Origin of the sequence: Geopseudomonas sagittaria, from assembly GCF_900115715.1 — a bacterium.
In the GTDB taxonomy this organism is placed as follows: Bacteria; Pseudomonadota; Gammaproteobacteria; order Pseudomonadales; family Pseudomonadaceae; genus Geopseudomonas; species Geopseudomonas sagittaria.
This window is the reverse complement of sequence record NZ_FOXM01000002.1, coordinates 410691-429174: the sequence shown is the minus strand read 5'-3', so window position 1 is coordinate 429174 and position 18484 is coordinate 410691. Positions and strand designations below refer to the sequence as shown.

17 protein-coding genes and 1 pseudogene are annotated in these 18484 nt (G+C 59.9%); 12 read left to right on the top strand and 6 right to left on the bottom strand.

All coding sequences use genetic code 11. From position 1 onward, the window contains the following. Positions 1-426: 426 nt before the first annotated feature. A complete protein-coding gene (locus BM297_RS04260; protein WP_092428604.1) occupies positions 427-708 on the bottom strand; it encodes a metal-sensing transcriptional repressor in 282 nt (93 codons plus the stop codon). A gap of 112 nt (positions 709-820) precedes the next feature. Between BM297_RS04260 and BM297_RS04255 the strand changes: the two genes are divergently transcribed. The 6 genes from BM297_RS04255 (at position 821) to BM297_RS04230 (ending at position 3960) form a co-directional block, all read left to right on the top strand. Beyond that, positions 821-1192, top strand: a complete 372-nt coding sequence (locus BM297_RS04255; protein WP_092428655.1) for a hypothetical protein — start codon at positions 821-823, stop codon at positions 1190-1192. A 51-nt stretch (positions 1193-1243) separates the two neighbouring features. Next, the gene (locus tag BM297_RS04250; protein ID WP_092428602.1) at positions 1244-1978 is read left to right on the top strand and encodes a HupE/UreJ family protein; all 735 of its coding nucleotides are present in this window, start codon (positions 1244-1246) and stop codon (positions 1976-1978) included. A gap of 12 nt (positions 1979-1990) precedes the next feature. Beyond that, positions 1991-2665: a transmembrane anchor protein gene (locus tag BM297_RS04245; protein WP_092428600.1), complete on the top strand. Its 675-nt coding sequence runs from the start codon at positions 1991-1993 to the stop codon at positions 2663-2665. A 79-nt stretch (positions 2666-2744) separates the two neighbouring features. Further along, the gene (locus BM297_RS04240; protein WP_092428598.1) at positions 2745-2981 is read left to right on the top strand and encodes a hypothetical protein; all 237 of its coding nucleotides are present in this window, start codon (positions 2745-2747) and stop codon (positions 2979-2981) included. Between the two features lie 168 nt (positions 2982-3149). Then, complete coding sequence (locus tag BM297_RS04235) at positions 3150-3500, top strand: DUF3147 family protein (RefSeq protein ID WP_092428596.1); 351 nt, start codon at positions 3150-3152, stop codon at positions 3498-3500. Positions 3501-3516: 16 nt separating this feature from the next. After that, the gene (locus tag BM297_RS04230) at positions 3517-3960 is read left to right on the top strand and encodes a YqaA family protein (protein WP_092428594.1); all 444 of its coding nucleotides are present in this window, start codon (positions 3517-3519) and stop codon (positions 3958-3960) included. Between the two features lie 50 nt (positions 3961-4010). Here BM297_RS04230 and BM297_RS04225 read toward each other — a convergent pair whose 3' ends face one another. From BM297_RS04225 to BM297_RS04210, 4 genes are read right to left on the bottom strand one after another with little or no spacing between them, the layout of a single operon-like run. Then, the gene (locus BM297_RS04225) at positions 4011-4436 is read right to left on the bottom strand and encodes a TetR family transcriptional regulator (protein WP_092428592.1); all 426 of its coding nucleotides are present in this window, start codon (positions 4434-4436) and stop codon (positions 4011-4013) included. Further along, on the bottom strand, positions 4433-6307 hold the full coding sequence (locus BM297_RS04220; RefSeq protein WP_092428590.1) for a site-specific integrase: 1875 nt from the start codon (positions 6305-6307) through the stop codon (positions 4433-4435). Before BM297_RS04220 ends, BM297_RS04225 begins: the two co-directional genes overlap by 4 nt. Further along, complete coding sequence (locus tag BM297_RS04215) at positions 6304-7983, bottom strand: hypothetical protein (protein WP_092428588.1); 1680 nt, start codon at positions 7981-7983, stop codon at positions 6304-6306. Before BM297_RS04215 ends, BM297_RS04220 begins: the two co-directional genes overlap by 4 nt. Next, the gene (locus tag BM297_RS04210; protein WP_092428586.1) at positions 7983-9131 is read right to left on the bottom strand and encodes a tyrosine-type recombinase/integrase; all 1149 of its coding nucleotides are present in this window, start codon (positions 9129-9131) and stop codon (positions 7983-7985) included. The genes BM297_RS04215 and BM297_RS04210 overlap by 1 nt, the downstream gene beginning before the upstream one ends. 492 nt (positions 9132-9623) lie before the next feature. Here BM297_RS04210 and BM297_RS04200 point away from each other — a divergent pair, with 492 nt between their 5' ends. From BM297_RS04200 to BM297_RS04190, 3 genes are all read left to right on the top strand, one after another. Beyond that, positions 9624-10052 carry a LexA family protein gene (locus tag BM297_RS04200; RefSeq protein WP_092428584.1) on the top strand — a complete coding sequence of 143 codons (429 nt, stop codon included), beginning with the start codon at positions 9624-9626 and terminating at the stop codon, positions 10050-10052. A 1-nt stretch (position 10053) separates the two neighbouring features. After that, positions 10054-11313: a translesion error-prone DNA polymerase V subunit UmuC gene (gene umuC, locus BM297_RS04195; RefSeq protein ID WP_092428582.1), complete on the top strand. Its 1260-nt coding sequence runs from the start codon at positions 10054-10056 to the stop codon at positions 11311-11313. A gap of 405 nt (positions 11314-11718) precedes the next feature. Continuing rightward, positions 11719-14430: a DEAD/DEAH box helicase gene (locus BM297_RS04190; protein WP_092428580.1), complete on the top strand. Its 2712-nt coding sequence runs from the start codon at positions 11719-11721 to the stop codon at positions 14428-14430. 234 nt (positions 14431-14664) lie between these two features. On the opposite strand, the gene BM297_RS22340 is transcribed toward BM297_RS04190, so the two are convergent. Next, a complete protein-coding gene (locus tag BM297_RS22340) occupies positions 14665-14832 on the bottom strand; it encodes an AbrB/MazE/SpoVT family DNA-binding domain-containing protein (RefSeq protein ID WP_342742274.1) in 168 nt (55 codons plus the stop codon). A gap of 242 nt (positions 14833-15074) precedes the next feature. On the opposite strand from BM297_RS22340, the pseudogene BM297_RS04185 reads away from it, so the two are divergent. The 3 genes and pseudogenes from BM297_RS04185 (at position 15075) to BM297_RS04175 (ending at position 18449) form a co-directional block, all read left to right on the top strand. Continuing rightward, a pseudogene (locus BM297_RS04185) lies at positions 15075-16505 on the top strand (IS1182 family transposase). A gap of 457 nt (positions 16506-16962) precedes the next feature. Beyond that, on the top strand, positions 16963-17709 hold the full coding sequence (locus tag BM297_RS04180) for a DUF4145 domain-containing protein (protein WP_175526594.1): 747 nt from the start codon (positions 16963-16965) through the stop codon (positions 17707-17709). A gap of 152 nt (positions 17710-17861) precedes the next feature. Then, positions 17862-18449: an AbiU2 domain-containing protein gene (locus tag BM297_RS04175; protein WP_139231016.1), complete on the top strand. Its 588-nt coding sequence runs from the start codon at positions 17862-17864 to the stop codon at positions 18447-18449. Positions 18450-18484 lie beyond the last annotated feature (35 nt).

The window sequence follows — 18484 nt, the reverse complement described above, 5'->3', positions numbered from 1 at the left end:
CCAGGTCGAACCAGTGCGAGACGCCGGCAGGGTCCTTCTCCATGAATTCTGGAGCCTTGCTAACTGTTAAATTTAGTTTGTCCTTTAAAAATCAATGACTTACTGATTTTAACTTTTTCGCGTTTTTCGCCTTCGATGCGGCCATCGGTGATCTGGATCGCTAGCGTTCTGCTAGGCATCAGGGGCCATTTGGCACAGCGCTCTCCACGGCGCATCCTTGACAGCCCTTGCACAGGGCCCCCATGGCCCCTCTACCCCCGGTACAGGACCTTCCGAGTACAGTACGTCCAACACCACTCGGATACTCAGCAAGAAGCCCTGGCGGGGGAAGCTCATCCTTTTGCCTGTAGCTCGTACCATGGCAGTAGGCTTCCCCCGCTCTTGTACTATTTTCAGCTCGCTTGCCGAGACTCAGGATGACCCGGTCTACAAATACCGGGTGATCTGTTTGAACTCGTCCAGCGAAACATGTCCAACGTTCGCGATGCCATTCAAGGCGTGCTCCAGGCAGTGGTCGATGTGATCCTGGATCAGGGTGCGCTTGGCCTGGCACACGGCTTTTTCCACCGCATGCAGTTGCTGGGCGACATCCACGCAGGAGCGCCCTTCCTCGATCATGGCGATGACACTGCGCAGGTGGCCCTCGGCGCGCTTGAGCCGTTTGATGATGTCGCCGTGACTCTCATGGTGGTGATGATCTTCATGCATGACTTGAGCCCGCTGTCCGTATGATCTAGGCTTGCATCCTATCCCCTGGGGGAGGATGCTTCAAAGCCGCTTAATGGCCCGCATGCTAGCCCCCAGGCGTTCCGAGATTGATATGTTCAGCCAAACCCTCAAGATCAAGCTGGTGTTTGCGCTGCTCCTGGCCATGGTCGTGGCATGGGGCGGGCACGCGGCTGCCTGGCTGACCAACTCGTCTCATCCTGCGTTCGAGCCAACCGACCATCACCACCACCAGCATGAATACGCTGGCGATGAGCAAGTCGGTGCTTGCGTCCTGTGCCAGTTGCAGCATGAACACTCCCCGCTGAGTGCCGACCATCTGCACGAAACGCCATACCCTACCTCGCTGATCAAGGTGCACACATTGGCTGAGCGCAGCCAAACGCTGGTCGCACCTCGCCATTTCCTGCCCGCTAGCCCGGTCTTTCTGATCGAGCGCCCGCCCCGTCCGAGTTTCGTGCTCTGACGTCGGTCGCCTCCACGGCGGCCCAAGACCACTGCAACTTAGGACTTATCCATGCATTCGCAATCCCTGTGCGGGGTAGGTGCGCTTGTCGCGCGCCTGCGCCGTTCGTTACTGCTGCCGCTGCTCAGCGCCCTGCTGTTCATGGCCGCCCCCGAAGCCCTCGCCCATGGCGTGGCCGAAGGTGACAAGGGCTTCATCCAGGAAAGCTCGGGGGTGATGCTGCTGCCGTTCATCTACATGGGCGCCAAGCACATGATCACCGGCTACGATCACCTGCTGTTCTTGTTCGGGGTGATCTTCTTCCTCTACCGTCTCAAGGACGTCGGCCTGTACGTCACCCTGTTCGCGGTCGGCCACTCGGTCACCTTGCTGCTCGGCGTGCTGATGGAGATCAGCGTCAGCGCCTATGTGATCGACGCCATCATCGGCTTCTCGGTGGTGTACAAGGCGCTCGACAACCTGGGGGCCTTCCAGCGCTGGTTCGGCTACCAGCCGGATACGCGGACGGCCACCCTGGTGTTCGGCCTGATCCACGGTTTCGGCCTGGCCACCAAGATCCTCGATTACCAGATCGCCGCTGACGGCCTGATCCCCAACCTGATCGCCTTCAACGTCGGCGTCGAGATCGGCCAGCTGCTGGCCCTGAGCGCCATCCTGATCGCCATGGGCTACTGGCGGCGCACCGCCGGCTTCTGGCGCCACGCCTACACCGCCAACGTCGCCATGATGAGCGCCGGTTTCCTGTTGATGGGTTACCAGCTCACCGGCCTGATCGTGTCCCAGTAAGGAATTTTCTTCATGTTCAATAATCAACGTCCTGATACCAACGACCTGCCCAGCACCGCCCAGCTGCTGCGCTCCACCGTCATCGCCCTGATCACCGCCGGCGTCCTGCTGGTCACCGTGGTCATGCCTTCGGAATACGCTCTCGACCCCACTGGCGTCGGTCGTGCCCTCGGCCTGACGCAAATGGGTGAGCTGAAGGCAACCCTGGCGCAGGAAGCGGCGGCGGCGGAGGCCGCACAACCGGTCGCGACCGCCCCGGCACAGACTCAGCCCCCGGTGCAGCCAGCCCCTCAACAGCCGGTCGTGGCGGTAGCCGTGGCAGAGCCAGTTGCACAGCCGGTTGCAGAAGCCAAACCAACGCTGAAATCCGACGAGCTGACGCTGACCCTGAAGCCGGGTGAGGCCAGCGAGGTCAAGCTGGAAATGCTCGACAAGGCAACGGTCAGCTATGAGTGGTCAACCAACGGCGTGCCGGTCAATCACGACACCCACGGCGAGCCCTACAACGGCCCCAACGGCTATTTCCACAGCTACAGCAAAGGCAAGCAGGTGAAAGGCGACAAGGGCGAGTTCAGCGCCATCTTTGACGGTACTCACGGCTGGTTCTGGCGCAACCGCAGCAATCAGGACGTGACCATCACCCTGAAGACCACCGGTGAATACCTGAGCTTCAAACGAATGATGTAAGAGCTCCGCCCCTCCCTCCACGCGGTGGGAGGGCATCTGCTTCACCCCCACCATGAATTCAATGATTGAGGACTACCCAATGAAAACCACCACTACCCTGGGCCGCGCCCTGCTGATGACCTGCCTGCTGGGCCCTCTTTCGGCCTACGCGGCTGAAAGCGAACAAGCCATTGAAGGCAAAGCGTCCAACGTAGCCGTCGAAACCAAGGAAGCAACAGAGATCAAGGACGCCAAGGAAGTCCAATCGAGCAGCCAGAACCAAGGCAACGGCACCGACTACGGTCATGGCCACAGCCATGGTCATTCGCACGACTAACTGAAAACCACCGGATAGCGGACAACGAGATACCTGAAAGTGCCAAGGGTCTCTGGTCAGCTATCCGGCGACGGCCAGCTCGCAAGGGCTGGCCCGTCCGAAGGAGAGCGGGAAAACTCCAGCGCAATCGCGCTACCGCCATTGAGGCCTGACCCCTGGGGGGCATCCATGACCTGGATCATCACCAAATACGCACTGACCGCCGCCGTGGTGGTGCTGGTATCGGAAATCGCCAAGCGCAGCGACAGGCTTGGCGGACTGATCGCTGCCCTGCCGATGATCACGGTACTGACGCTGATCTGGCTCTATGTGGAAAAGCAATCGCCGGAAAAGATCGCCAACCATGCCTGGTACACCTTCTGGTACGTGCTGCCGACTCTGCCGATGTTCCTGGCCTTCCCGGCGCTGCTGCCGCGCCTGGGTTTCTGGCTGACGCTGCTGGCCTGCGTGGTCATCACGGTCGTTTGCTTCGGGCTGTTCGCGCTTGCGGTGCGGCGCTTCGGCATTGAGCTACTGTGATCTGGCCGACTGTTGAATGGAATTGATGGCATTTGCCGGGCTGTTCCTCTCGGCTTTCGGCGCAGCGACGTTGTTGCCTCTGCAATCCGAAGCCGTACTGGTTGGCCTGCTGCTTCAGGCCGAGTATTCCGTTGCAGAGTTGCTGGTCATCGCGACCCTCGGGAATGTGCTCGGCTCAGCCGTCAACTGGTGGCTGGGCACCTGCATTGAGCACTGGCGTTATCGACGCTGGTTTCCCGTGAGTCCGGAAAAGCTGGCTAAGGCCCAAGCCGGGTACCACCGATACGGGCGCTGGTCTCTGTTGCTTAGCTGGGTTCCAGTCATCGGTGATCCACTGACTGTGATGGCGGGCGTGATGAAAGAGCCTTTCTGGAGCTTTCTCGCCATCGTTACCGTGGCCAAGGCTGGGCGCTATTTGGTTCTGACAGGACTCACCCTGGGTGGGTTGCAGTGGCTATGAGTCGAGCGAAGCTTGGCTTGGCTTGGCTTGGCTTGGCGAGGGCATACCTATTACTGGGGCTTCTTGGAGGCTAGATCGACCACGCTACGGTTGTTCAATTTGGCCTTCAGCACCCCGTTCTCGTCCAGCAGAACCTCGTTAATCGAGGCCAGACGGGCGACCTTGGCGCTCAGTTCCTTGATCTCCTGTCGGTACGCTTGCGATTTCTTGCGCTCGGCAATCAAGTCCTGATGCTTCACATCGCGCATGGCGCGGCTAGAGCGCCCCTGAACCTCGCGGATTACTTCGGCGATGCTCTGGTAGTGGTTGTGTATCAGCGCCGTCGAAACGCCCGCCTCGCGGGCTACAGCGGCGATACTGACCTTGGTTTCCCCGCTATGTGAACGCCCCCGCTGGATGCGGTATAGAGCCAGCTTCAAATCCTTCTCACGATCCTCGGCGGGCTTGTACTTGGCTGTCTTGTCCTTGCTCTTCATGCGATTCGTGTCTCCGGATCGATGCCAAGCTGCATGAGTACCTCACGGCTGCGCTGAAGATCGCGCAGGACGCGCTGGCGACCACCCTCGCCAATGTCCAGGCAGTCCAGCAACTCTTTGAGGTCGGTGTAGAGCCGCTGGTAGATGGCCGCATGGCCGCGCCCGATTACGGCATTGTCGCAATCGCCGCAGCGGGTGCGCTCAAGCGTGTTGCCCACACAGCCATCGCTGTCAGCAGTGCACCAAGCATGGCCGTTGCTGCGGATCGCGCTACTCTCGGCAATAGATGTCAGCATCGAGGCGCGATCCTTGAAGATCAGCAAGTTCTCCGGTTCGCGCTGCCAGCGCTTGAGGGCACGACCATAGCCACCGGAAAGGAGCTCGTCGCCCTGCCACGTCTCGACGACGCCGAGCTTAATGTCCTCCAGTTCGGCCTGGATGTCGGCGTATAGCTCGATATCGAAGTGCTGACCCCAGCCCTCGTCCATCGCATAGCCTAAGGTCATGTCCATCGACCAGTGGGCGTAGTGCTCCTTCAGGTAGCGCAGGTCGCCGAAGCGGCTGTGCGCAGCGTAGTTGGCGAACTTGCGACGGAACTGATGGCTGGCAAGATTCCAGCTCAGCCCGCAATCCTTGGCGAATGCCCTGAGGTTGGAGCCCCAAGTGCCATTCGAGAGCGTACGCACCTCTCCCGAACTCACGCCGAGAAAGAGCGCATGGCGGTGCTTCTGCGCCTCGGCGATCTGCGGATCATGCGGGTTGGTCCAGCGCCGCTGCACGATCTCGGCGGCGATTATGGCCTGATAGGGTGCGGCCCAGCGCTCCATCAAGCGCAGGGCACGCACTGCCGCCTTAGGGATCATCCAGTCATGCACGCCTGCATCGGTCTTGTCCGACCGTGAGCGCATCCAGTGGAAGACGTTGCCGTCATCGTCCTGGGTGCGATGGTGCGCGCCGGACTGCACGTTGGCCAGCTCATGATTGCGGCAGCCGGAGGTGCTGGCCAGAACGATGTAGCAGGCCGTGCGCAGGTCGTTCAGCGCCATGTTGAATGCCCTCAGACCGCCCTCCCAACCATGGGCATCCAAGTGACGGTTCTTGGCCCTAATGACACCTTCACTATGCCCCTTACGCTGCGCCGCGAGGGCATCCAGCGCGTCGCGCAGATCAAGCAGTGGCTTGCCGCGCTCGACCTGCTGGTCGGCCCGCTCGAACAGGGTGCAGAACACATCATCGGGGATCAGCGGTGTCTTGCCGCCCCGGACGTCGCCGGTAAGTCCCGCCATCGCCTTCGCGGAAGTCTCGGGCCAGGGATGCTGTGGCATCGGGTCGTCGGTGTACTGGCTGAGTTCATACAGCGCTTCGACGGCGCTGAAACGTTTCTCCAGCGCATTCTGCGACAGCGGCTTGCCCACGGATCGGCTAGTCTGCCGGTGCGCCTTGCAGGCGGCCACATAGGTTGCGCAGACCATAGGCGTCACCGTGCCCAGGTGGTCGAGCTTGAGCGCCTCCAGGTGACGTAGGAATGGTTTTGCAGCAGAGAAACATTGGCGCACCACCATGCCTTTAGGCTGACCTGCCCCTTGACGCCCACGCCGCAGGTAGCGGTACAACATCGCCCTCATCACCGCCCGAAACGCCGGAGGGACGGAGCTGAAGTTCAGCCGCTTCTGGCTTGCGGCCATGTTGCTGGTGAAGCCGTCGAGCTGCCAGGTGTCGTCGCCGTATCGGCTACGTATTACCCACTGCACATCGACCTGAATGGCGTTGATGATCAGCGCGTCGCGTTCGTATCCGGGAAGCCCTCGCACATCGACCGGCTGGGCGGTAAGGGTTGCCCAGGGAAGCGCTGCCAGAGTGTTGCCTCTCATGCAAAGACCTCCAGGCTGACGATCAGATCAACCGACCAGAACGGGTGCGACTGGGTGCGGGCGCGCTCGCGGGCTGCATTCACGGCAGTCGCCTTGAAGGTGCCGCGCCGCAGCCCCTCGGCAACGATGTAGTGGTCGATCAAGCGGGGGATGTGGGCGTACTCCTGCACCCAGCGCCGCTTGTCCATGAGCGAGCGCTCGGCCAGCACGCGGAAGTAGAAGCTGAACAACTTGTGCAGATCCTCGGCGGTCACCGCGTAGTGCTTGCAGCGCAGGCAGTTCATGAAGTTCATGCAAATCGCGCCCTCGCGCTTCGGGGCGTACTGGCCGTTCACCGGGTCGGCGCAGCGGCCCATGGGAGTGTCCCTGTAGGTCGCACCGATGGTTCGAGTCAGCAACTCCTGCACCAGTACCTCGCCCATGAACTGCCAGTTGCGGCGGACATTCGCGTTGGGCGCCAGGTAGTTGCGGTCGGCCACCTGCGGGCTATTGCCGAGGGCCACGGCGGTGACCGCCAGGTCGCCATCGCTCAGCTCGAAGATGCGGTTGGCGAAGGTCTTGCGCAGACGCGAGACGTTGATGCGCAGCGACTGTCCGTCGCTGCCGGTCAGACGATGCTCGGCCACGAGGCGATCTGTCGCCCTAGCCAACATTTTCTCGCTCAACGCCGTGACTTGACCGACCCCCTTACCTTGGCGAGTGCGATACAGCCACACGCGGCCCTTGAGGTCTTCCGGGGCTTCTGCCCCCAGGGGCTCGGTCAGGGCCATCACGCGGCGGATCAGGCGCTCCACGTTGGTTCTCACGCTCGGCGTGGACTCCAGCAGGCGCTCGGCGTCCGACTCGGCGCGCAGCGCCACCTTGCTGGTGTTGTAACCGCGCCGCTTCCACAGCACCAGGAACACGGTGTTGTCCTTGGGGTGTCGGCGCAGGCAGTCGCGGCCCATTTCCAGCAGCGCCGTGGTATTGCGTCCGGTGTGCAGCGCCACGACCAGCAGGGCGAAGGCCAGCAATTTGCCGGTCACAGGCGCGTCGTCGGCCCAAATCGGCTTGATTGCCTGGCGCAGCGCCACCGTGAGCGCTTGCCGCTCGCGGTTGGACAGCGCCGTTTCGCCCTTGTACTTCCGGTTGCTGTTCGGGAAGGGGCTGCGCGGGAAGGTGGCCTCATCGCCGGAGGCAACCAGCGGGATCAGCCCACGCCGCCCCAAGGCGTGCAGCACGGACTTGGTCTGCGTGTACTGGGTCTTCTGAGAGGTAGTCGCCACGCCCTGCCTTGCCATATGGCAGAGATAGCCGTCGATCAGGTCCCGGTTCACATCGGCCAGGGCCAGATCACGGCCAAAAGCCGGCGCCCGCAGCACGCAAAAGTCGAGGAAATTGCGCAGCCCATTGTTGCAGTAGTTAGCCACGGTGCTGGCCGCGACGGCGCCCTCCTGGCCGGCGAGGAAGCGCTCGATCTGGCGCTGGCAGGCGTAGGTGATGGGGGCGATGCCGGCACCGTACCAGCGGGCAAAGTCAAAGCTCCGTGCGCTAGAAGCGTTCCGCCCGAATTTGACCGTGGTGTTCGTCGGAGGGATGGCCTCGGGCAGAATGACGACATTGCCTGTCGCGTCGCGGCTGTGCTCGACTTGCGGGACATCGAGGTCGGTCTTGGCAAATACCTTGCGCTTGCCCATCAGGCCGCGCCCGCCAGTGCGTTCAACTCGTCGTCATAGGCCAGCACCGCCTCGTCGGCCATTTCGTTGACCAGATGCAGGTAAGCCATGGTCGTCTGAATCGAGCTGTGGCCGAGTTGCCGCTGAACGAACACCAGGGGCTCCAGCCCGCTCGAAGGGTTGCGCTGAAGGCTGACCAAGGTATGGGTGGCATAGGTATGCCGGAGCTTGTGCGCATGGGCCTTGATTCCGGCCCGCTTGCCGGCGTCGCGGATGATCCGGTTGAGGCTCTTGCCGTCCTCGCCATAGGGCTCCCCGAACCGGTTGAGGCACAGCGCCCTTTGTGGCGTCTTGCTCAGCGAAGCACGCTCGCCGCGCACCTTCGACACATAGCGGTAGAGTTCGGCCATGAGCTGGCGGCTGACATAAATATCTCGCGGTTTGCTGCCCTTGGTCACCATGCCGCTGCCGTCGAACGGATCGAGCTGAATGCGGAGGTTCCGTTCGGTTCTTCTCGCCCTATCCGGGTCGAAGACATAGGCCAGCGGGAAGGCGGCGATTTCCTCGCGGCGCAGACCCGTATGCAGTGCCAGGCGCATCATAATCCGGTGATGGGGGTTCTCCGCTGCGGCGAGGAGCGCCTTGATCTCGGCCATACTCAGGAACTTGGGCAGGGCCTTGTGGCTACGCGGCATCACATCGTTTGCCATGGCCTTGCCACCACTGGCATCGACATGGGCAAGGACGCCTGTTTCGCACTTCACGCTGCGTTCTTCATAGGCGAAGGGCGGGCGCTGCACCCACCCCTGGCTCAGCGCGAACTCGTAGAACTTGCAGATGTAATGCAGGCGCTGGCGAGTGGTGTTCGGTGCCAGTTCGCACGCCACCAGGCAGTAGTCCCGATAGGCCGCCACAAGGCTCTTGGCCTCACCACGATCAACGTCGCGCCAGTCCAGCTCATGGGCCTGGAGGAAGCTGAAAAAGTCGTACAGCGCTCGACCTGTGCTGGGCCAGGATCGCTTTGAGCCAATGTGGCCACGCAATAGGTAGTGACGAAGGAACAGGTTGGCCGGGCCGCAGCTTTCCATCGAGTCCCAAAGCAGAATCGGGAACCCCGGATAGGGTTGCCCTGCGATCACAAAATCCTCAGTAGCCCAAACAAGCTCCATCTGCAATTCCCCTGCACTGACCAGACACCCAATCCCTTTGTCTGCTCTCACAGAGTTAGGGCCATTAACTGCCCCTCAGCACATCCTCAGGACTATGAGTTCGTAAGGGCGTGCTTCGAACATAGCGGGAATGTAACGATTACAACGCTCCAGACCATGAACCGCTCCGCCACGATTCGCACCTCCAGAGGGTGGAAGCGCGCCCACTTGCCCGCACTGATCGAGTCCACCCGCGCCAGCCGGTCGCGGGCAGATGCCCCTCCTGCTCCTGGCGCCGCCCCCAGGGTAGCCACTCCACCGAACCGTCGGCCTGCAGCACCGGCAGGGCCGCCTTCGGATTGGGGAAGTAGACCCTCACCGGCTTGCCGCTCTCCGTGTAGCGGCCCGCCACCTCGACACCTCCGCACATCTCGCACCTCCCATCGCAGCCAGGTTGCCGCATTGGCGGCGCTGAATTACTGTATATTAATACAGCATATAGAGCCCGCAATCATGAGTCTGACACTGCTTGGCCCGCTCCGGGCGTCCGTTCAGCAGGTGCCCCTGTTCTCAAACCCGGTCGCCGCCGGCTTCCCTTCCCCGGCCGAAGACCACATCGAAGCCACGCTGTCCCTGGACGAGCTGTGCATCCGGCACCCCGCCGCCACCTACCTGCTGCGCGCCTCCGGCGACAGCATGCAGGGCGCCGGCATCTTCGACGGCGACGTGCTGGTGGTGGACCGCTCCATCGAGCCGCGCGCCGGCATGATCGTGGTGGCCACCGTGCGCGGCGATTTCACCTGCAAGCGCCTCGAAGCCGATGCCGGACAGCCCGTTCTGCGCGCCGAGAACCCGAGCTACCCGGACATCCGCTTCGCCCCGGGCGAGGAACTGGAGGTGTTCGGCGTGGTGGTCGCCGCCGTGCGCCGACTGGCCTGCTGACATGCCCACCTTCGCCCTGGTCGACTGCAATTCTTTCTACGTGAGCTGCGAGCTGTTATTCCGCCCTGACCTGCGCGGCCTGCCGGTGGTGGTGCTCAGCAACAACGACGGCTGCGTGGTGAGCCGCAGCAATGAGGCCAATGAGCTGGGCATCGCCATGGGCGAGCCCTACTTCAAGCTGCGCGATCTGATCGCCCTGCACGGCATCGAGGTATTCAGCTCCAACTACGCCCTCTACGGCAACCTCTCGGCGCGCGTGATGAGCGTGCTGCGCGACCTGGCGCCGCGCATCGAGCTCTACAGCATTGACGAGGCCTTCCTCGACATCACCGGCCTGCGCGAGCCACTTCCAGTCTTCGGACGCCGGGTGAAAGCCGATGTCCAGCGCCTGACCGGCATCCCGGTCGGCGTCGGCATCGCGCCGACCAAGACCCTCGCCAAGCTGGCCAACTGGTGCGCCAAGAAGCACACCCGCAGCGGCGTGGTCGACCTCTCCGATCCGCCCCGCCAGGAGAAACTGCTGCGCCTCGCGCCGGTCAGCGAGGTGTGGGGGATCGGTCGCAAGCTGTCCGCGAAGCTCGAGGCGATGAACGTGGCCACCGCCTGGGATCTGTCCCGGCAGGACCCGGCATTCATCCGGAAAGCCTTCAGCATCATCGTCGAGAAAACCGTGCGCGAGCTGCGCGGCGAGAGCTGCCTAGCCTTGGGCGAAAGCGCTGAGCCCAAGCAGATGATCGCCTGCAGCCGCAGCTTCAGCGAACGGGTCACCGACCTCGATGACCTGCGCGAAGCGGTGGCCAGCTACACGAGCAGGGCGGCGGAAAAACTGCGTGCCCAGGGCGACTACTGCCGGCTGCTGCAGGTCTACATCCGCACCGGCGTCTTCAACCCCCACGAACCGCACTATGGCCGAACGGCGAGCGTGCCACTGGCCTGCCCCACCCACGACACCCGAGACCTGGTGCAGGCCGCCTTGGCCGGGCTCGCCTCGATTTACGTCCCCGGCTACCGCTACCAGAAGGCCGGGGTGGTGCTGATGGAATTCGCCAGCCCCGGTCAGATCCAGGGCGACCTGTTTGCCCCACCACCAAGGCCTGGCAGCGAGGCTCTGATGGCCACCCTTGACCGCATCAACGCGCGCATGGGCCGCGGCACCATTCACCTCGCCCGGGTGCCGGCGACGCCGGGCTGGGGGATGCGTCAGGAGCTCAAATCGCCTGGCTACGTGAGCCGCTGGAGCGAGTTGCGCCGTGTGACCTAACCACACAGCCTGATCGACTGCTGTTGGTCAGAAGAGGCTGCTATCGGCCAAAAGCGGTCAGCTTGATCAGGCTCTGGAGCGGTTGAAAGCGCCGGCTTGCGAAAATTCGCATTGGTAAACCAAGAGCCGATCGCCGGCTGTAGCAACAAACGAGGAATCCTCGGCAGTTGATGAGGAGGAGTGTCCGCGGGGAGGGCACCGGCGAGCCGGCACCAACAAGTCCCACGACGCAGGCGTTCAGGGTAGCGAAACGGCCGCCGGCCAGAAAGTGACGTTAGTAAAGCTGGGCGACGCTAGCCCGCGCTTGGAAAGCCTTATTTAAAGAGTGCATGCACAAAAAATAATTGGCGCAATATGCCTCTGTCTTTATAGTGTGCATACGCCTTAAATTAGTGAGGGAAGGTAATGAGGACGGTGACCAGGGCTAGCCTCGGAGATTTCCGTGATCGCTTTGAACCCGAGCACGTCAAGCTCACACTTGACCCCGGAAACAAGATCCAGACCATCCGCTGGAAATACGGCACGCAGGACGACTCGCTGTACGGGATCGTAAAAAAGCGCAGTGACGGCTGGAATGGCGTGGGCTGGACGTTCAAAAGTCCAGCCGCAGCCGATGCTGTACTCGAAATCATCATCAAGCGGAATCCTGACTGGCCGATCATTGGGCTCCCCGGCGCGCCCTTCCTGCCACTCGCCGGCGTGGCTTTTTCGCGTATCCGTCTTAACGATGAGCTGGAGGCTTGCCTGCTGCCGTTGCCTTTGTCGTGGTTCACGTCGTTTGCTGGCTCGGGCAGTGCCTATCTCGTAAAAGACGGCAAAAAAAGTGTTGGTGTGCTGGTCGGAAAAGCGGATGAGCTGGACACTCTTGTCGCGTCTTTGACTCAGCAGGGCGCGGTCTGCGATGACAGGCTGGCATTACAGTGGGACTTCGCGGTCGGCAGTAAGGCGCAAGTCAAAGAAAGTGGGTGGCCGGTCGAGGTTTCGTGCGATCTGTCCAACCCGCTGCACTATCTCGCCGCTCCGCCTCAGCAATACAAGAAAGTCGACGGCCGACGTGTTGTGATTGGCTGGGATGGAAAGCTTCACACTACCCGCAAGAAATGGGCAGCACTCAAAGAGAAGTTTCAAAATTGCGGAATCGAATGGGAAGGCGATGATCCCTCGCCAGATCTGGATTCAGCGGCGGCCTCGTTCGATGTGAGTCTCGTGCATGGCTGGGAGTCGCCAGCGCCAAATGGCTATTTACTGCATGCATATCAAAAAGAAGGGGCGCGTTTCGCCGCTTCACGCAGCATGCGTGCCCTGATCGGAGACGAGATGGGCATCGGCAAGACCGTGCAAGCCATCGCCGCCGCCGAGGCGACTAAAGCCACCAGGGTCCTGGTCATTTGCCCGGCAAACGCACGATACGTCTGGGACAAGGAAATCGGCGGATGGGGCGGCAGCGGGGCTGTTCAGCACGTCACCAGCCAACTTGACGCGGTGGATATGGCTGCGCGCTGGCACATTGTGACGTATGACCTGATCGCTACACGAACGGAGACCTGGCGACTGGAAGACGAGTATGAGAAGCAGGCTTTCCGGGACGTCTATCCGGAAATTCTGGAGGAGTTCGAGAAGGAAAATCCGGGCGCCGAGTACCCGCTCAAGCTCCCTATAAGCGTCCCATTGAACAAAATTCCTGCTTTCAACAGTAAACGCCAGGCGGCCTGGGGAAAAATAATGCGCCGCCTTCGTGGCGAGCTTTTGCAGGCATTGCTGGCAGCAGGCCCGATGCTGGTGATCCTGGACGAGGCGCATCGCGTTAAAAACAGGGTGGCAAAGCGCACGAAGGCGATCCAGCAACTGGTCATCGAAAATAAGCTGCTGATGCTGACCGGTACGCCTCTACGCAACAATCAACACGAAGCGGCAGCCCTGTTGAGCCTGCTCGATGCCGAAGCGGCAAAAACGCTCAGTAATGAGAAGAACTACGGCATACAAGACGTTAAAGAATACTTGAGCTACTTCATGATTCGCCGCACGAAAAAGGAGGTGCTGCCTGATCTGCCGGCCAAAACTCGCCAAACGATACCCATCGACGACCTCGATCCAGATCACATGGAGAATTACGTCGAGGCCCTCAACGTTGCGAGAACCAGCCACGCTAACGCGTTGAAGGACGGAAAGTCAGAGGCGGAAGCGCGACAAATCGCGCAAGGCGGTATCGAGAAAGCCCGCACAGCCTTAGCTCTTGCAAAAGTGCATGGCGGGGGGGTTGTCGATCTTGTTCTAGATGTCATCGAGAACAAAGACTGCTGTGTCGTTTTCTGCGCACACCACCAAGTCAGCGACGATCTTAAATCGCTGTTGACAAAGCAACGTCTCCGAGCAGCGATCATTGACGGCAGGACACAGCAAAAAGATCGGGCGAAGATTGTCGAAGCCTTCCAGTCCGGCCAGCTCGACGTTGTAATTGGTGGCATTAACGCTGCCGGCGAGGCGATCACTTTGACGCGGGCAGACACAACAATTTTTGTTGAGCTGGATTGGGTGCCGGCCGCGCTTCTTCAAGCAGAGGACCGCATCCATCGGGTCGGACAGAAGGAAAATTGCCACATTATGCAGGCGCTCGCCGTGTTCGGTAACGAAAACCTGGATGAGATAATGAGCAGCCTCATCAACAAAAAAATGGCACTCATCGACGAGGTGCTCGACGAGGAAACTGGGCAGATCGTCCACGGTAGCGTACAAGCCGATTTGCTGAATCGCTTGCTACAAGCCCCTTCGGTCGACATTCATCCTGGTATTGATCCTAGTCCTGAACAGGAACGCCTGGATCGTAAGGCTCGCGTTGACGATGCGTCCGGGGCGCCGATAATAAAAACAGCAAAACGCCTGCGCGGGCGACCGAAGGTCTACGTTGACAGCGCACCTCCTAGCGCCGCTGAGCGGTCGAAAAATTCGATCAAGACGCTTGAGGCGGCGGGCGGGGCGCGAGTCATGCTGCGGCTTACTGCCGAGGCAAACGAGGCGCTGAAGGCAATCATGGAAGTGACGGGCAGCTCAGAAAAAACGGCGACGATTAACCAGGCAATCATCGCACTGAAATCCGCCTTGGATGCGGCCGAGAAATGAGCGACCCAACTCGCAGCATCCTCCTTCTTGATGTCGATGGCGTGCTGCACCCACTGGTGCCTCGAAGGGATTACCTAGTTCTGAGTGGCAAAGCGCAAGCCAACCCGAAAAGGCAGCTTGAAAGCCAAAATACGGTTCATTCGTCCTTGGGCGAATCCGGCGGCGCGGACTTGGCCTGCTCCTCGGTGAGCTCGCGCTCCCACTGGGCGGCCAGGGCATCGGCCCTGCTGGGGATCAGCGGTGTCTTCGACAGGACCAGGCTTCGACCAGATACAGCGAATCCCCGACCTGGAGGTCGAGGCGTTGCACAACGTCGGCGGGCAGGCGCACGGCAGGCTCGTTGTCCCTGTCTTCGATCGGCAGGGTGATGGGCAGCTGGGCCTCCTTGGCGGCGGTGGGCATGAGGTGTCCGCGGGGGGAAGCGCCGTCGAGCCGGTGCCAACAACCCCTATGGCGCAGGAGTTCGCAGCCGTCTGCCAGAAAGTGACGATAACGGATTTTATCGTCACTTTTTGAGGGGGCTAGAGAACGGTATGTCCGGTCGCTGAATCGTGAGCAGGATGGCCTCTTTCGGCCCAGAGTGTGTAAAAACGTGGCCAGAGACCTTGCTATGCTGCTGGCAGGTTTCATAGCGGGGGCGGCCCATGAAGCGTTTCATCCAGGGAGAGCATCGAGGCCAAAGCACGCTGCTTCCCGAGAGCCTGGATGACTATGTGGCGGACACCAACCCGGTGCGGGTGGTCGATGTTTTCGTCGATGAACTCGACCTTGGCGCACTAGGCTTCGACGGTATCGTTCCGGCGGAAACCGGCAGACCTGCCTACCATCCTGCCGACCTGCTGAAGATCTACATCTACGGCTACCTCAATCGCATCCAGTCCAGTCGCCGTCTCGAACGCGAAGCTCAGCGCAACGTTGAGTTGATGTGGCTGACCGGACGTCTGATGCCGGATTTCAAGACCATCGCCAATTTTCGCAAGGATAACGGCAAGGCAATCCGCGGCGTCTGTCGGCAGTTCGTGGTGCTGTGCCAGCAGCTTGGTCTGTTCTCGGAAGCGCTTGTGGCCATCGATGGCAGCAAGTTCAAGGCGGTCAACAATCGCGACCGCAATTTCACCAGCGCCAAGCTTCAACGGCGAATGGCGGAGATCGAGTCCAGCATCAATCGTTACCTGACGGCGCTCGATACCGCAGATCGTCAGGAACCTGCCGTTGCTCAGGTCAAAGCCGAACGCCTCCACGACAAGATCGCGACCTTGAAAGCCAAGATGCAGGAGCTCAAGGAAATCGAGGTTCAGCTCAACGAAACACCGGATAAACAGATCTCCCTGACCGATCCCGATGCCCGCTCGATGAAGACGCGTGGCACCGGAATGGTCGGCTACAACGTGCAGGCGGCGGTCTACGCGAAGCACCACCTGATCGTGACGCATGAGGTCACGAACGACGGAGTCGATCGAGACCAACTGAGTTCAATGGCCAAGCAAGCCCGAGAAGCCATGGGCGTCGAGGAACTCTCGGCGGTCGCAGACAGGGGGTATTTCAAAGGCGAAGAAATCCTGGCGTGCCATGAAGCTGGAATCACTGTTTTCGTACCCAAGACGCTGACCTCAGGAGCGACAGCGGCTGGCCGCTTTGGCAAAGGTGATTTCATCTATAACGCAGCAAAGAACGAATACCGATGCCCTGCTGGGCAAAGCCTGATCTAGCGTTTCTCAAGCGTCGAGAAAGGGCTGAAGCTGCACCGTTACTGGAGTTCGCATTGCCAAGGTTGCGCGCTGAAAGAGCACTGCACGTCTAGCCCAGAGCGACGAGTGAGCCGCTGGGAGCATGAGTCCGTACTCGAGGCGATGCAGAGTCGTCTGGATCAAGCGCCAGAGATGATGCGAATCCGCCGTCAGACGGTCGAGCACCCGTTCGGCACGCTGAAGTCCTGGATGGGCGCTACCCATTTCCTCACCAGAACGATCGACCGGGTGAGTACCGAGATGAGCCTGCATGTGCTCGCCTACAACTTCAAACGGGTGCTGAAACTGCTGGGTAGCAACGCACTGATGACGGCAATGAAGGCCTGAAGCCCCGTTGGTGGCCTTCTGGGCTCATCGGAGGCGTCGCGGAAACCAAATCCTCCCGAACCAACTGCCCGACTCAGTCCGACACTCCATGCGCTCACGTGGCCCCTGGGAGACCGCGAAAACAGCCCGACATCCGCATATCCACCACTGCCGGTGTTTTTACACGGCCTGGGCCAATAGCGGTCGTTCGAATTCGGCTCCATCCGGTCAATATCTGCCCGATCCGGCTCGCGGTAGCGGCCGGCTACGTACAGCACCAGGGTCATGGCTATCCCTTGCGTCGTTCGGAGCTGGTCGGTTCTGAAGGCAGAGAGTGCAGCTGCCGGGATAGGGGAGCCGGGTCTCCTGGCAGACCGGTTGGAGCATGCCGCACCGCGAAGCCTCGCCATTGGCTTGAAAGGTAATTATGGGGTAGGGTCGGGGGCCAGAATGGGGCCGGACTAGCATGGAGCTGACATTGAACAACCAGAACTTCACCACCGTTTTCTCGACAGAGAATCTTCCTGAATACACTTGCCCGAGCTGTAATAAAGAATCTTTGAAAAAAGACGATTTGTTAGTTAAGGCAACAGCCGACAGCGAGCGCATGCGAGGTCAGGATTGGTGGGAGCCGGAACATGAAGAGTATGTATTCCGCCTTGCCCTAATTTGTCAGAACTGTAATGACTTGGTATTTCTCCATGGCGACGGCTTCTTGGAGGAAGAGTACGAAATTGACGAAAATGACGGATGGTCTAGGCGTTGGGTGACATATTTACGGCCAAAGAATTTTTTTCCAGGGCTTAAATTTATAGCGTGCCCGCTCGCCACACCAAAGGAAGTGCAGGCTCATCTTGAGTCGGCATCAGCACTGTACTATGCACATCCGGCCGCGTGCTGTAACAGTTTGCGGATGGCTGCTGAGGAAATTCTGACATCGCTGGGAGTTCCTGAGCCTCAGCCTGGAGCGTTTATGAGCTTCGGGAATAGGATTAAGCAGCTCCAGGAAACGTCAAATGAGTACAATTTGCTTGATGCGCTTCGTTGGCTCGGGAATGAAGGTAGCCATTCAGGCTCCAGCATTACTCACAAAGATGCAGAGCACGCATTTCAAGTTATGTGTCTTCTGGTCGAGGAGTGCTATAGCGATCGCAAGAAAAAGATTCATGAGCTTGCCGCGGCTATCAGGGCGCATAAGGGGCCAATAGGAGGCCGAAGCCTCTGACAGTCAGAGACAGAGGGCCGCTACTTCGCCCCGGGAGGATTTACCAACCAGTCCTTGACAACGCCATTCCTTCACCTGCTGGGAGCGAATCAAGCAAGGATAGCGGCCGGGGCGGGCTGACAGATCAACTTGGAATGTTATAGGGAGTTGAAGTGACTGATACAAAATCTGCAGCAAAAGATGTTTCTCTTTTCCTTAGCTATCTTGCGGATATCAAGCGAGAGATTATTCTTTTTGAACAGCTATTTTGCGTAAGCGATAGCGTTGCGACTTTAAATGCGACAGCTCCAGAGCAATTTAAGATCATCAGAAAGTCAATGTTCGTTAGCATCCTCACCCGAATGGCCGCCACGCTTGATCGGCCTGAGTTCGGAAGGCGCGATAATTTTTCGCTTTCATATTTAGCAAAGAAATATCAGCAATACATGAATAATGAGCTAAATCAGCATAAAGTTTACATAGAAAACAGATTCGAGGCGTTGGGGGCTACGCAATTTAGGCACAAGATGATCGCGCATAATGATTACAAGGCAGTTTTCGGGGAAGAGGAATATTCCCATGAAATTGGGGAGGGTGATCTTCCTGAGCTCATTGACTCCATGATTGATTACTGTCTGCTGCTTCTTGATTCGATACCCGGCTCGGAGGGGATATCGCTTCAAGCTTTACCATATGAGCTCCAGCCCGGCAAGGATGGAATTGAACTTGTAAGAAGGTTGCGAACCACCATCGACGAGTAACAAAGTTAGGCTGCTGCCAGCAGCGCCTCAAGGGC

What these genes read in the sequence shown, in the direction of transcription:
- BM297_RS04260 (WP_092428604.1), bottom strand. Translation starts at nt 708, where the DNA reads ATGCATGAAGATCATCACCACCATGAGAGTCACGGCGACATCATCAAA.
- BM297_RS04255 (WP_092428655.1), top strand. Translation starts at nt 821, where the DNA reads ATGTTCAGCCAAACCCTCAAGATCAAGCTGGTGTTTGCGCTGCTCCTG.
- BM297_RS04250 (WP_092428602.1), top strand. Translation starts at nt 1,244, where the DNA reads ATGCATTCGCAATCCCTGTGCGGGGTAGGTGCGCTTGTCGCGCGCCTG.
- BM297_RS04245 (WP_092428600.1), top strand. Translation starts at nt 1,991, where the DNA reads ATGTTCAATAATCAACGTCCTGATACCAACGACCTGCCCAGCACCGCC.
- BM297_RS04240 (WP_092428598.1), top strand. Translation starts at nt 2,745, where the DNA reads ATGAAAACCACCACTACCCTGGGCCGCGCCCTGCTGATGACCTGCCTG.
- BM297_RS04235 (WP_092428596.1), top strand. Translation starts at nt 3,150, where the DNA reads ATGACCTGGATCATCACCAAATACGCACTGACCGCCGCCGTGGTGGTG.
- BM297_RS04230 (WP_092428594.1), top strand. Translation starts at nt 3,517, where the DNA reads ATGGAATTGATGGCATTTGCCGGGCTGTTCCTCTCGGCTTTCGGCGCA.
- BM297_RS04225 (WP_092428592.1), bottom strand. Translation starts at nt 4,436, where the DNA reads ATGAAGAGCAAGGACAAGACAGCCAAGTACAAGCCCGCCGAGGATCGT.
- BM297_RS04220 (WP_092428590.1), bottom strand. Translation starts at nt 6,307, where the DNA reads ATGAGAGGCAACACTCTGGCAGCGCTTCCCTGGGCAACCCTTACCGCC.
- BM297_RS04215 (WP_092428588.1), bottom strand. Translation starts at nt 7,983, where the DNA reads ATGGGCAAGCGCAAGGTATTTGCCAAGACCGACCTCGATGTCCCGCAA.
- BM297_RS04210 (WP_092428586.1), bottom strand. Translation starts at nt 9,131, where the DNA reads ATGGAGCTTGTTTGGGCTACTGAGGATTTTGTGATCGCAGGGCAACCC.
- BM297_RS04200 (WP_092428584.1), top strand. Translation starts at nt 9,624, where the DNA reads ATGAGTCTGACACTGCTTGGCCCGCTCCGGGCGTCCGTTCAGCAGGTG.
- umuC (WP_092428582.1), top strand. Translation starts at nt 10,054, where the DNA reads ATGCCCACCTTCGCCCTGGTCGACTGCAATTCTTTCTACGTGAGCTGC.
- BM297_RS04190 (WP_092428580.1), top strand. Translation starts at nt 11,719, where the DNA reads ATGAGGACGGTGACCAGGGCTAGCCTCGGAGATTTCCGTGATCGCTTT.
- BM297_RS22340 (WP_342742274.1), bottom strand. Translation starts at nt 14,832, where the DNA reads ATGCCCACCGCCGCCAAGGAGGCCCAGCTGCCCATCACCCTGCCGATC.